Below are 14,272 nucleotides of genomic sequence, written 5' to 3'. Positions count from 1 at the left end.
GAGCAGCGGTGCGCGCTCATCGATCAGGTCACCACGCTCAACCGAGTCATGCTCTATCCATCTGTTTTTCTGCTGGCCATAGGCATTTTTCTCGGAGCCATATGGGCCAATGTCAGTTGGGGAAGATATTGGAGTTGGGATCCCAAAGAGACCTGGGCGCTCATCACCCTCATGGTCTACGCTGTGCCGTTGCACCGGCAGTCGTTGGCCTTCGCTCGTCACAACAAGCATTTCAATATCTATATCACTTGTGCATTTCTCTGCGTTCTCATGACCTTCTTTGGCGTGAACTATTTTCTGGGAGGCATGCACGCATACGCATAAAACAACTATCATTATGGAAAACAAGAAGCTAAACATAATCATCAACGACGTGTCTGTCCGACTTTTCGCCTTTAACGGGGGGCATGGTGTGCACGAATACCTTGGCATGCTCACCTGTATCAATCCCGAACGCTCTTTTGAGGAGCAAGCACAGGCAGTGACCGACAGCTGCGAAAAGATACGAACAAGCAATTTCAACGGCAAATTGGACAAACTAAACGCTGCCTTCCCCGTGTTCAAACGCTATTATCTCAGCGACGCAGCCAATCAGGTGGAGGCACTCCAACAGATAACCGGTGAGGAAAATTGTGCCGTGTCCTACGTGCAGCAACCACCACTCCACGGCGCAAAACTGGGACTATGGATCTATCTGATGACCGGAACAGAGAACCACAAGATAGGAGACAACCTATTTTCCGTGTCGCACAATGGCTACACCGAGCTATGGTCGGCACAGCTCACAGCTGTGGGCGACAACGCTTTCGACCAAACATTTGACATCATGACCACCTATGCCCGGTATCTGCGCAACTGGGACTGCACCTTGGCCGACAACTGTCTGCGCACGTGGCTGTATGTCAACGACATCGACAACCACTACAACGGTGTGGTGAGAGGACGCAATGCCGTTTTCGACACCGAGCATCTTACCGACAACACTCACTTCATCGCCTCAACAGGCATTGGCGGTCGATGTGCCGACCATCGGACACTGTGCATGATGAACGCCTACGCCATCAAGGGCATCAAGCCCAACGAGGTGCACCATCTATACGCTCTCGACCACCTGAACCGCACATCCGACTATGGTGTGCGCTTTGAGCGAGGATCTTACATAGACTTCGCAGGACGGCGCAAGGTGTTTATATCCGGAACGGCCAGCATTGACAACAAGGGCAACATTATGCACGTGGGCAACATTCGCAGGCAGGTGCATCGCATGTGGGAAAACATCCGCGCCCTGTTGGCAGAAGGGGGATGCACCTTTGACGACGTGGCAGAGATGACGGTTTACCTTCGCGATACAGCCGACTACAAGACCGTATCCGACATGTTCGCCCAAAAGTTTCCCGACACACCCTATATCATCGTGCTCGCATCTGTGTGCAGGCCGGGCTGGCTCGTGGAAACAGAGTGCTTTGCACTGAAGAAACTGTAAACCAAGTACCACATGTCACACATCATACCCTATCAAATCCTCGGTTGCGTGAACGTCCGTTTAGCTAAATTTACCGCCGGAACCGACGTTGACGAGTACCACCTCACACTGTGTATCGACGACAAAGCATGCCACATGAACTATGCCGAGCAACTCCGGCATCTGTGTGCCGCCTTTGAGATCGTTCGTCAACAAATCAAGGCCAGTCCTGTGTTCAAGCGCTATTTCATCAGCGACGCTGCCAATCAAACAGCTATGCTGATGAATTACGAGCTGACTTCGCCCGACTATGAGCTGTCTGTCATCGAGCAGCCACCTGCCAATGGCACCCAGGTGGCACTGTGGTGTTACCTCATGACCCATATCAACACCAAGGCCAACACCTTCGGTCTATATGAGGTGGAACACGGCAGTTACCGCCATCTGTGGAGCGCCAACAACACTGCACAAGCCAAAACCTGCTCCGCACAAACCAAACTGCTGCTCAACGACTATGTAATGCAACTCATGAATGAGGGTTGCACGCTGCGCGACAACTGTGTTCGCACATGGTTTTATGTCAATGACATAGAACGGGACTACAAGGATATGGTGAAGGCTCGCAACGATGTGTTCTATACGCAGGGCATGAACCGCCATACCCACTTCACCGTCAGCACCGGCATTGGCAGTAGGCCGGCCGACAACCAAATACTCTGCCAGATGGACAGCTACGCGGTGTGCGGACTTCGCCAAGGCCAAATGCGATATCTCCATGCCTCCGAACACCTCTGCCAAGCAGCCGACGGCATGAGCTTTGAACGTGGTGCCCGCATCGACTACGGCGACCGTCGCCACGTATTTATCTCGGGAACGGGCAGCACGGATCGCGACGGTAATATTGTGAGCCAAGGCGACATTCTCGGACAGTGCGTGCGAGTGTGGCAAAATATCGAGGCTCTGATCAATGAGGCTGATTGTGAGATGAACGACCTGCAAGTGCTGACCTGTGCCATTCGCGATGCCTCAGACTTCCATGTCGTGCGACAGTTTCTTCAAAAGAAAACAGAACACCGTGTACCTTATGTTTTGGTTAACGCACACATCTGCAAACCAGGTCGGTTGGTCGAGATGGAATGTATCGCCGCTCGCAAAGTCAAATCAAGCTATCCCGATTTCTGACCGTATGGGTAAATAGCGTGGGCAGAAGTCGACACAACTTCTTTATCCCGAATCTTATGATATGGAAACTTCTTGACAACAGGCTCCTTATATTTCGCGTATTCTAAAAATAAAACCCGGCGGGCGCAAATACGAGAAATTTGAGCATGTTTTTTAATTTGCTGACAGACAACGATTTAAGAAGAAAAACGGTTTTTAGCAAAAATGTCTCGAACAGAACTGCTTGCGAAAGCATATCGAATGGCAGTGGGACTAAGGCCTAATCGCAGGGCGACAAGAGCTTTGTCGCATGCTGACTAAGCCTCAACCATGATGCCATTAGACTCTAATGGCAAGTCGAAAACTTTTTTGAGCTGGTCGGCATGACGTTTTTGGGCATAACAAACAGGAAAAAGAGACAAAAAGAAGTTTTCCAAAAGCTATAATGACGAAAAAAGAAGTCACTTTTACAGTGAACTAAATTTGACATTCCGAGCAGCCCGACTTGCCCGGCCTGCTTATTTTCCGTCCTCTTCACTATTGGTCAGACAGAGCAATATATCACCCTCCTCCATGGGCAACTGACCATTGGGTACGAGAATAGTCTTGCCTCGTTTCACCATCATGACCAAGGTGCCTTTGGGAATATCCATCTGCGACAGGAGGTTGCCATTGGTCAGCATGTCCTGGGTGAGCACCACCTCGTTGAGGTTTGGACCCAGTTCCTCGGGAATCTCTACGCCAAACTCATTGCCCGTTTTCTCGACAGGCATATCAAGATGCAGCTTCCGCGCCACAAAACTAATGGTGCTGCCCTGTACGATGAGCGACACGAGGGTGATGAAAAACACGATATTGAAAAGGATGTTGGCTCCCTCTACCCCACTGAGCAAGGGGTAGGTTGCAAAAATAATGGGAACAGCCCCACGCAGACCAACCCACGAGACAAACACCTTGCCACGTGTAGGAATCTTGCGGAAGGGCAGCAGGCAGAGGAAAACACTCAGCGGGCGCGCCACTAAAATCATGAATACGCCCACCGCAAGAGCCACTAAGCTCACGCCCACCATCTCCGAAGGATTGACTAACAATCCCAGGGTAAGGAACAATACGATTTGCAACAGCCAGGTCAGTCCATCGAGAAACGTACTCATCTCGCGTCGATAAGACAGGCGGCTATTGCCCACCACAAGTCCTGCGATATAAACGGCTAAGTAACCGTTGCCATGCAGCAGATCGGTCGATGTAAAAGTGATGAACACCATACTCAGCAACAGTACGGGATAGAGGGCGGCATTGGGCAGGTTGATGCGGTTGATGAGCAGCACAGTCAGCCTCCCTGCGGCGTATCCGAGAGCCATTCCCAGGACAAATTGCTCGGCCAAATTAAAAATAAGACCGCCGAAAGAGAAATCCGTAGTTGACGTAACGATCTCGACCAACGCAATGGTGAGCATATAAGCCATGGGGTCGTTGCTGCCGCTCTCCAGCTCCAGCACAGGTCTCAGGTTGTGCTTCAGTCCTATTTCCTGAGTTCGGAGGAGATTGAATACAGAGGCAGAGTCGGTGGACGACATGGTGGCGGCAAGCAGCATTGACACCACCAACGAAAGCCCAACATCCATGGCCGACCACCGCGAGATTCCATAGATGAACAAACCGGTGAATGCAGTTGTGAGCACCACACCCAACGTGGCGAGTATCACGCCTGGCCCCACAATGGGCTTGATATCCTTATACTTGGTGTCCATTCCTCCGGCAAAGAGAATGACGCTCAAGGCCATCATGCCTATAAACTGTGCATCCTTAGGGCTGTCGAAGTGCAGACCCAAGCCTTCGTCTCCGAAAAACATACCTGTAAACAGGAAGAGCAACAGAGTGGGGATGCCAAACCGATACCCCGTCTTGCTAATGAAGATGCTAACCAAGACGAGGAAAGAACCGAGAAGGAATATATTTTCTGTGGTGAATGTCAACATAAAAAGTATAGAATATATAAATGTAAAATCATGTTTCCCATAGGGCACAACGGCAATCACCCGAAACACCCTATAGCAAAGATAGTCAAAAATACTGAATATCATGATGAAGGAACCATTTTAGTATCATTAAAAAAAATTAAAACGTAACCAAAAGAATACCGTAGAGCATGATTGTTTGGCTTGGTACTCGACATGTAACGTGCGCATCGTCAGATCTGACATTACCTATTTTCTTGCCATGATTTTCCAATGTCTCCATATCTTCGCTCTGTGAGTCTGTCCTTTTGTTTTTTCAACAAAATATTGCTTGTTTCAACAAAAACACCTACATTTGTATACCAAATTCCCAAACGATGAAGTTGCGACATATTTTCCTATCCACACTCCTCATCTTTTCATGCATGAGCTTACGGGCACAACATGTTTATGTGGAGGCCGGCGGCGCGTCCACCACTGCGGGGGTGCATTATGACTCTCGCTTCAACGACCACACCCGATGGGGCGGACGCATCGGAGTAGCCTATACCTACTCCAGGAGCCCAGACTTCCTACCCTCGGCTCCCGACAAAACCACCGGCTGGAGCTTTCCCATGGCCGTGAACTACCTGATAGGGGGGAAGCAACACTATTTGGAATTGGGTATCGGCGTATGCTACGGGCTATACCAATGCACCAGTACGGACAGAAGTTCACACATCGTTGAGTCACAAGAGTCTGGCTCTTTTGGTTTCATCGATATAGGCTATCGCTTCCAATCATCTATGGGCTGGATGCTCCGGGCCGGATTAAGCCCCGGCATGGGGTTCGACAGGACCAATGAATTGGAACACAATGAACCCAAGATTAATCGTGCGAAGACCATCTATCCTTATTTAGGCATAGGCTATTCGTTCTAAGTGGGTTCTATAAAACGTTATACACATCAAAACTATTAAACTCACGGTGGTAATTGACAGAAACCCACCTCTGAACATATTTTCATCATCGCAACAAGTATCATGGAACAAAAAAGATTCTACACCGTGCAAGAAGAACATTGGAATGCTTGGAGCCATGCCATTGGCATTCTGCTGGGCATCGTGTGTGGGATATTTTTCCTGCGTCACACGATACTGACTCACCAGCCCTGGGCAACGTTCGGCGTCGCACTCTACATGCTGGGCATGCTGAGCAGCTATGTTTCTTCCACCGTCTACCATGCTCTGCCTTTCTCCTCCGCGTGGAAAATGAAAGTCAGGAAGCTCGATCATGCTGCCATCTACTGGCACATCGCGGGGTCGTATGCCCCTATCACGCTGGTGGCCCTGCGCAATGAGGGACTTTGGGGATGGGGACTCTTCACCTTCGTTTGGCTCTGTGCCGTCGTGGGTACCTGTTCTTCTTTCTACAAACTGAAAGACCACAGCAATCTCGAAACCATCACTTTCGTGGGAATGGGACTTTCTGTTCTTGTGGCCTTCAAGCCGCTTTTGAATTCGGTCGACTTCTCTATCGTGGCCTGGCTCATAGCCGAGGGTGTGATGTATATCACAGGTGCAATGTTCTACACGCTACACAAACAGCGATATATGCATACCGTTTTCCATTTCTTCGTGCTGGCCGGCTCTGTCTGTCACCTCGTTGCCGTGTGGGAAGTCATCTCCATGTAGCTTCCCTCGCACCTGATCGTTCAGCCCAACAGGCATCTTTGCAACCGAGTTGCAACCCTTTATTCGTATCTTTGCAAACGGAATCAAGTTTACATAAGGATATGAACAAAAAACTATTAAGAATTATCGCGGCAGCCGTGCTGCTGCTCATCGCTTTTCTGGTGACCCGAAACACCCAACTGCCAATGGTCGTACAGCTGGTCGTTTTTCTTGTCCCCTATCTCCTCGTGAGCTACGACGTATTGGGCGAAGCCGCCGAGGGTATTATGGAAGGTGACCCTTTCGACGAGAATTTCCTCATGGCAGTGGCCACAATTGGTGCACTGGGTATCGGCTTCCTGCCCGGTGCTGAGCCTCAGTTTGCCGAAGCGGTGTTTGTGATGTTATTCTTCCAAGTGGGCGAACTCTTCGAGAGCTATGCCGAAGACAGGAGCCGCAAGTCAATTGCCAAGCTCATGGACATCCGTCCTGACACGGCCAATGTGGAGCGCGGGGATACAACGGTGGTGGTATCTCCTGAACAAGTCAAGGTGGGCGAGACCGTGTGGGTGAAGCCGGGAGAGAAAATCCCACTCGATGGAAAGGTGATTGAAGGCGCTTCGAGCCTCAACACCGTAGCCCTTACCGGCGAAAGCGTGCCGAGAGACGTGGCGATAGGCGACGAGGTGATATCCGGATGCATCAACCTTTCGGGCATGCTTAAAGTGAAAGTGGACAAGGCCTTCGGTGAGTCCACGGCCGCAAAAATCATCCGGTTGGTCGAGGAGTCGTCGGGAAACAAATCGGAAAGTGAGACCTTCATCACCAAGTTTGCGCGTGTCTACACCCCTATCGTCGTATTTCTGGCATTGGCCATCGCCCTCATTCCACCCTTCTTTGCCTCCAGCTACGGCACGGCCTTCCCCACATGGCTCTATCGTGCACTCACCTTCTTGGTGGTGAGCTGTCCGTGTGCCTTGGTCATTTCAATTCCCCTAACGTTCTTCGCAGGCATTGGCGGAGCCTCGTCCAAGGGCATTCTCATCAAGGGCGGCAATTACATGGATGCGTTGGCCAAGACCTCGACAGTGGTGTTCGACAAGACGGGTACCCTGACACAGGGTGTATTTGTCGTTGATGCTGTGCATCCCGACATGCTGGATAAAAATCAATTACTGCACCTTGCCGCCCATGTAGAGCGTTTCTCCACCCACCCCATTGCCGCCGCGTTGCGCTTGGCCTACCCCAACGAGCAAGACGACTGCACGATAGAGAATGTCAAGGAAGTGGCCGGACAGGGAGTTCAGGCCCTGGTCAATGGTAAGAACGTGTGCGTGGGCAATGAGAAAATGATGAAAAGCATGGGGGCTACGCTGTCCAATTGTAGCCTGTGCGAGGAGTACGTGGGTACCATTGTTCATGTGGCGATTGACGGGACATATGCCGGACATATCGTCATATCCGACCAAATCAAACCGGATGCAGCCGAGTCTGTCAGTCGGTTGAAACAGCTGGGCGTTGAAAAGACCGTGATGCTCACCGGCGACCGCGAGGAAGTGGGACGGTTTGTAGCGGGAAAACTCGGAATCGATGAGGTCCACTGTGAGTTGATGCCCACTGATAAGGTGGACTATGTGAAACAATTCTCACGAGAGGGAGCAGCCGAAAGCAAGCTTGCTTTTGTTGGCGACGGTATCAACGATGCGCCTGTTCTTGCCTTAGCAGACGTGGGTATTGCGATGGGAGGACTGGGAAGCGATGCCGCCATAGAGGCTGCCGACGTAGTGCTGATGGATGACAAACCCTCGAAAATAGCCCAAGCCATTCGCATAGCACGCCGCACCATAGGCATCGCCAAGCAGAATGCATGGTTTGCCATCGGCGTCAAGGTGATCATTCTTTTGCTCGTTGCCACCGGCTTGCTTGCCTCATGGGCAATGGGAATAGCCGTGTTTGGCGACGTGGGAGTCATGGTTCTGGCCGTGATCAATGCCATGAGGGCCATGCGAACCTAAGTCATGATAATATCTGGTCGGCCTCATTCCATCGGGAGTGAGGCCGACTTGGCTTGCCCGCTCTCCATTTGCCTACACCAGCTGCATCTCGGTAATTATCGCCGTTAGCCTGTAACATTGACTAACATCTACATCATGCTGTCGAGACAGCCCTGCACGGTGGCATGGACATCCTCCCCTAAAATCGATTTGTTGACTGGGATGTGCGCTGGGAAGGACTGCTGCCTATGCCATAAGAAACCCTTCGCAAAACATACAAAACAAGGGGCATGGACAGATGGGGGAGAAAAATATTCCGTGTTCAATATTAGATTTTCAAAGTCTTATATGCAAAGAAATGATTACCTTTGCATTCTAAGACTTTCATTCCATGATAGATATTTGTAGCATCGGGCACATTACCCGAGACAAAATCATAACATCCAAGGGCACGGTCTGCATGGCCGGAGGCACATCTTTCTATATGTCGCGGGGCATCAGTCAGCTACCCGACAAACTGAGTTACAAGTTGGTAACCAAAGTAGGACAGGGACAGTTGCCCGAAGTGGAAAAGCTGCGCAGTCTGGGTATAGACATTTTGTGCTATCCCAGTCGCCATACGGTTTATTTCGAGAACAAATACGGTGCCGATACCAATCAGCGCACCCAGCGGGTATTGGCCAAGGCCGACCCTTTCACCATAGACGAGATGAAGCCTCTCGAAGCCAAGGTCTTTCATTTGGGCAGCCTTCTCAATGACGATTTTACCCCCGATGTGGTGAAATACCTCTCCACCAAGGGCAAAGTCTCCATCGATGCCCAGGGCTATCTTCGCGAAGTGGTGGGCCAGCAGGTTCATCCCATCGACTGGAAAGACAAGGAGCAGGTTCTTTCGTACACCAATATCCTGAAACTCAACGAGCACGAGATGGAGGTCATCACCAGTTCCAAGAACCCGCGCACAGTGGCCATGAAGCTCGCCGAATACGGAGTCGAAGAGGTGATCATCACGCTCGGCAGCTTCGGCTCACTCATCTATGCAGAGGGCAAGTTCTTTGAGATACCGGCCTACAAACCCAAGGAAGTTGTCGATGCCACCGGATGCGGAGACACTTATTCCACGGGGTACCTCTATTGTCGCATGCAAGGCATGGGCTACATGGAGTCGGGCAAGTTTGCCGCAGCCATGTGCACCCTCAAGTTGGAGCACAACGGCCCCTTCGACAGGACCATCGCCGACATCCAGCGGGTTGTCCGACATAACCAGTAACCCACTGTCACCCCTACCGAAGTCCGCGCCAGCGGACTTCTTTGCTTTCCGTCCGTTACTGACAACAAGCCCCTATATTTCTTTGATGACAATCATTTCAACGCCAGATATCATGATTCTGTGGCATTTTATCATGAATTGATTCTTTATTTTGAGCAGATTAGCGTAATTTTGCACCGTCAATTCAAACCAGCGTAGGACCATGGCCAATTTAAGATTTGAAGCTGTTACGGCAGCCTTCCACAAACGACCCCTCGACATTGTAGCGCCAATTGAGCGCCCTTCAGAATTTTTCGCACGCAAGGTGTTCAACCGTCAGAAGATGTACAAATATCTTCCATCCGACGTTTACGAAAAACTCATCAACGTCATAGATAATCACGAACGACTCGACAGAAGCATTGCCGATGCTGTGGCCAAAGGAATGAAACAATGGGCAGAGGAAAACGGGGTAACCCATTACACCCACTGGTTCCAGCCACTCACCGAGGGAACAGCCGAAAAACACGACGCCTTTGTGGAGCACGACGGCAAAGGCGGAATGGTGGAAGAATTTTCCGGTAAGTTGCTCGTACAGCAAGAGCCTGACGCATCGAGCTTCCCATCGGGCGGAATACGCAACACTTTTGAGGCCCGCGGCTACTCGGCATGGGACCCCACCTCGCCGGTGTTCATCATGGACGACACCCTCTGCATACCCACTATCTTCATCTCCTATACCGGCGAAGCCCTCGACTACAAGGCTCCACTGCTTCGTTCGCTCCACGCCGTGAACTCGGCAGCCCTCGATGTGGCTCAGCTGTTCTATCCTGACGTGAGAAAAGTGCAGACCAACTTGGGGTGGGAACAGGAATATTTCCTCGTTGACGAAGACCTCTATATGGCCCGACCCGACCTCATGTTGACCGGACGCACCTTGATGGGCCACGACTCTGCCAAGAACCAACAGATGGACGACCACTATTTTGGCGCCATCCCCGAGCGCGTGCAGGCCTTCATGAAAGATCTCGAGGTGCAAGCTCTGGAATTGGGCATACCCTGTAAGACCCGCCATAACGAGGTGGCACCCAATCAGTTTGAATTGGCTCCCATCTATGAGGAATGCAACCTGGCCGTAGACCACAACATGGTGCTCATGGGACTGATGAAAAAAGTTGCCCACAAACACAACTTTCGCGTGCTGCTCCATGAAAAACCCTTCAAGGGCATTAATGGCAGCGGCAAGCACAACAACTGGAGTCTTGCCACTGACACGGGCATTCTGCTGCATGCGCCCGGCAAGACTTCTGAAGACAACTTGCGCTTCGTAGTGTTCATTGTCGAAACATTGATGGCCGTTTTCAAATACAACGGTCTGCTCAAGGCATCGATCATGTCGGCCACAAACTCGCACCGACTGGGTGCCAACGAGGCACCTCCGGCCATCATCTCGTCGTTTCTGGGCAAACAAGTGTCCGACCTTCTTGCCCACATTGAGAAGGCCGACAAGAAAGACCTCTTCACACTGACCGACAAGAAGGGCATGAAGCTCGACATTCCGGAGATTCCCGAACTCTTCATCGACAACACCGACCGCAACCGCACATCGCCGTTTGCCTTCACCGGCAACCGATTCGAGTTTCGTGCCGTGGGGTCCGAAGCCAACTGTGCATGTGCGCTCATCGTGCTCAATGCCACAGTGGCCGAAGCCCTCACTAACTTCAAGAAGCGGGTTGACCAACTTGAAAGCAAGGGAGAAGACCGCACAAGTGCCATTCTCGACGTGGTGCGGGAAGACCTCAAACAGTGTGCCCCCATCCATTTCGATGGTAACGGCTACTCCGAAGCGTGGGTGAAGGAGGCCAAGCGCCGCGGACTCGACACCGAGAGTTCCTGCCCCTTAACCTATGACCGATACCTTGACGACGAATCCATCAGGATGTTCGAGTCTACGAATGTGATGCACGAGAATGAGCTCCTCGCACGCAACGAGGTGAAATGGGAGACCTATACCAAGCGCATTCAGATCGAGGCGCGTGTCATGGGCGACCTTACCATGAACCATATCATACCCGTGGCCACGCATTATCAAAGCCAGCTGGCCAAAAATGTGGAAAATATGTTCTCTATATTCGACAACGATGAAGCCGTAAAACTCACCGCCCGAAACAAAAAAATTATTAGAGAGATAGCCGAACGAACGCAAATCATCGAGACGGGAGTGGAGGAACTGGTCAATGCCCGCAAGGTGGCCAACCGCATAGAATGCACGCGGGAGCGTGCCATTGCCTACCACGACATCGTGGAAACCAAAATGGCCGATATACGCTACCAGATAGACAAGCTGGAACTCATCGTCTCAGACGAACTGTGGACGCTGCCCAAATATCGCGAACTGCTGTTCATCAGATAAGCCCGAGAAAGGCGTCGTAGAGGCAAAATACTGGTATGACGGATGGTGATATTTTTTTACAAACAGCCTTCCATGCTTCGCGTATTTGAAAAATTCTTCTGCCGGCGTCGAAATTCGCGAAATTTGGCGTCTTTCATAGCACGCTGATTATCAGCGCATTCTGTGAAATTGCATTTTCAGTTCGATTTTTCCATTGACGATTACATATGGAATGGCAGCACGACAAAGGCCTGACCGCATCGCGGTCAGGCCTTTGTCGTGTGGCCGCGGAGCCTTAACCGCGCAGCGAAAAGACTGTAACCACAACGTCCTGGGCGTTTTGGACTCATACAAGAAGAAAACAAGCCAGAAAACATGGCGCATTTTTCTCTGGATGAACAAAAAATCATCACAGGAAAATGGTAATTTGTTCTTACAAGCACAGACCATCTGACCAAAAAACAAAATAATATACGCGGGAGCGCATCGCGTTTCTGTTTTTTTTATACCTTTGCATTATTCTGCTTTCACCTTGAACTACAACTAAAACAATATTACGAATATGACTAATCGATTATCACCAATCAAAACATGCATCAAACCCTTGTTCCTGCTGCTTGCCTTAACACCGGGAACGGCAATTGCCCAAACCCGGTACAATCTCTCACAGATGCAAACCGAACGCCTGAACCGGGGCGTAGTCGCGATTCGGAGCGGCAATAAGGTCGTGGTGTCGTGGCGGTTACTGCCCGGCGACAAACCCAATGAGGGATTCGACGTGTATCGCGACGGCATCCGGCTCACCCCAAAGTCCCTCACCGCAGGTGGCACATTCTTTACAGATAACCACCCCACGTCGGGAGAGTCAGTGTACGAGGTTCGTGGCGGAGGGCTCAATGGTTCGTGGACGCTCAAGGCATCGCAACACAAGGACCATCTCACGATTCTCCTCACCCCTCCCACCACCACCGACAGCATTGAGATTCGACCACAGAGACCGCGGGGCAGGCGCGGCAACAGGACGGGGCAGGCGCGGCTGATGAATAAAAACACAGCGCTGCGCAAGATCCCCGTGACCTATAGTGCCAACGATGCCACAGTGGCCGATGTGGACGGTGACGGGGAATACGAGATTATACTCAAATGGGACCCGCGCAACGCGCACGACAACTCACACGTGGGCATGACGTCGAAGGTCTACTTCGATTGCTACAAGCTCGATGGCTCCCGCCTGTGGCGCATCGACATGGGACCCAATATCCGCGCCGGCGCACACTACACCCAGTTTATCGCTTATGATTTTGACGGCGACGGCAAGGCCGAGCTGATGATGAAGACCGCCGACGGAACTGTAGACGGAACCGGAAAAGTTATTGGCAACAGCAATAAGAACTGGGTAAACACAGAAGTTGGAACTTCACAGTATGGGCGTATCATGCAAGGCCCGGAATACCTCACTGTGTTTAACGGTCTCACGGGTGCTGCAATGAAGACCGTTGACTACATACCCGACCGTGGGCCGGAGGGTGTCTGGGGCGACGATCATGCCAACCGCTCAGAGCGCTATCTCGCCGCCTTGGCCTTTCTCGATGGCAAGCATCCCTCAGCCGTGTTCTGTCGCGGATACTATACCCGCACCACCCTCGCCGCATGGAATTGGGATGGCAAAGACCTGAAGCTGCACTGGTATTTCGACACCCACCCGCAGCAAGCGCAAAATGAGATAATGGCCAAGCTCGACCTGACCAACAAGGCTACACCCGACTATGCCGGACAGGGCAACCACAACCTTCGTGTGGCCGATGTGGACGGCGACGGCAAGGACGAAATTGTATATGGCTCAATGTGTGTAGACCATGACGGTAGTCCGCTCTACAACACGGGGCTTGGTCATGGCGATGCCATGCACTTGGTAGCCGAACCCCTAACCAACAAGCTCTTGATATGGGACTGCCACGAAAACCGCCGCGACGGCTCCACGCTTCGCGATGCGGTCACAGGCAAGGTGGTTTTCCAGAAGAAGGCCAACTTCGATGTAGGACGTGCCATGGCGGCCGACATCGACTCCACCCACTATGGCGTGGAGGTTTGGAGTGCCAATGTTCCGCTCACTTCCCCATTCTCCAAGTGTATACAACAGAACGGACAGGATAGCGAGACAGACTACAGCGATGCCAGCCGCAGCGTGAGACGACTGTCGTGTAACTTTGCAATATGGTGGGATGGAGGACTCACCCGGCAGCTGCTCGACCATGCCACCATCACCAAATACAATCCCTCCACACAGTCGGTGGATGTGGTGAAACGACTCGACGGCGTGTTCAACAACGGCACCAAGTCTAACCCCTGTCTCTCAGCCGACATTATAGGAGACTGGCGCGAGGAGGTAATCGTGCGCAATGAG

Annotated in this window: 10 protein-coding genes; 9 read left to right on the top strand and 1 reads right to left on the bottom strand. The window is 51.6% G+C overall.

The features are described 5' to 3' along the window. The 3 genes from HMPREF0645_RS09825 to HMPREF0645_RS09815 all read left to right on the top strand — a co-directional run. The coding region (locus tag HMPREF0645_RS09825; protein ID WP_007174837.1) for a cytochrome c biogenesis protein at nt 1-324 on the top strand (324 nt) is incomplete at its 5' end. 13 nt (nt 325-337) lie between these two features. Continuing rightward, nucleotides 338-1,483 (top strand): Rid family hydrolase, encoded by a 1,146-nt coding sequence (locus HMPREF0645_RS09820; protein WP_007174836.1) that lies wholly within the window; start codon nt 338-340, stop codon nt 1,481-1,483. 12 nt (nt 1,484-1,495) lie between these two features. Beyond that, complete coding sequence (locus tag HMPREF0645_RS09815; protein ID WP_007174835.1) at nt 1,496-2,644, top strand: Rid family hydrolase; 1,149 nt, start codon at nt 1,496-1,498, stop codon at nt 2,642-2,644. A 497-nt stretch (nt 2,645-3,141) separates the two neighbouring features. Here the strand turns inward: HMPREF0645_RS09815 and HMPREF0645_RS09810 are convergent, their stop codons facing one another. Continuing rightward, a complete protein-coding gene (locus HMPREF0645_RS09810) occupies nt 3,142-4,602 on the bottom strand; it encodes a potassium/proton antiporter (protein ID WP_245544024.1) in 1,461 nt (486 codons plus the stop codon). A 356-nt stretch (nt 4,603-4,958) separates the two neighbouring features. On the opposite strand from HMPREF0645_RS09810, the gene HMPREF0645_RS09805 reads away from it, so the two are divergent. The 6 genes from HMPREF0645_RS09805 to HMPREF0645_RS09775 form a co-directional block, all read left to right on the top strand. Further along, complete coding sequence (locus HMPREF0645_RS09805; RefSeq protein ID WP_044123509.1) at nt 4,959-5,501, top strand: hypothetical protein; 543 nt, start codon at nt 4,959-4,961, stop codon at nt 5,499-5,501. Between the two features lie 102 nt (nt 5,502-5,603). After that, complete coding sequence (gene trhA / locus HMPREF0645_RS09800; RefSeq protein WP_007174829.1) at nt 5,604-6,254, top strand: PAQR family membrane homeostasis protein TrhA; 651 nt, start codon at nt 5,604-5,606, stop codon at nt 6,252-6,254. A gap of 101 nt (nt 6,255-6,355) precedes the next feature. Continuing rightward, nucleotides 6,356-8,248: a heavy metal translocating P-type ATPase gene (locus HMPREF0645_RS09795; RefSeq protein WP_007174828.1), complete on the top strand. Its 1,893-nt coding sequence runs from the start codon at nt 6,356-6,358 to the stop codon at nt 8,246-8,248. A gap of 370 nt (nt 8,249-8,618) precedes the next feature. Continuing rightward, nucleotides 8,619-9,497 carry a PfkB family carbohydrate kinase gene (locus HMPREF0645_RS09790; protein WP_007174827.1) on the top strand — a complete coding sequence of 293 codons (879 nt, stop codon included), beginning with the start codon at nt 8,619-8,621 and terminating at the stop codon, nt 9,495-9,497. Between the two features lie 202 nt (nt 9,498-9,699). Then, complete coding sequence (locus tag HMPREF0645_RS09785) at nt 9,700-11,889, top strand: glutamine synthetase III family protein (protein ID WP_007174825.1); 2,190 nt, start codon at nt 9,700-9,702, stop codon at nt 11,887-11,889. Between the two features lie 541 nt (nt 11,890-12,430). Beyond that, nucleotides 12,431-14,272 (top strand): rhamnogalacturonan lyase (locus tag HMPREF0645_RS09775; protein WP_044123564.1); only part of this gene is annotated, 1,842 nt, incomplete at its 3' end.

The organism is Hallella bergensis DSM 17361, from assembly GCF_000160535.1.
GTDB lineage: Bacteria > Bacteroidota > Bacteroidia > Bacteroidales > Bacteroidaceae > Prevotella > Prevotella bergensis.
The sequence above is the reverse complement of the archived record's forward strand: the minus strand, read 5'-3'. Positions and strand labels throughout refer to the sequence as shown.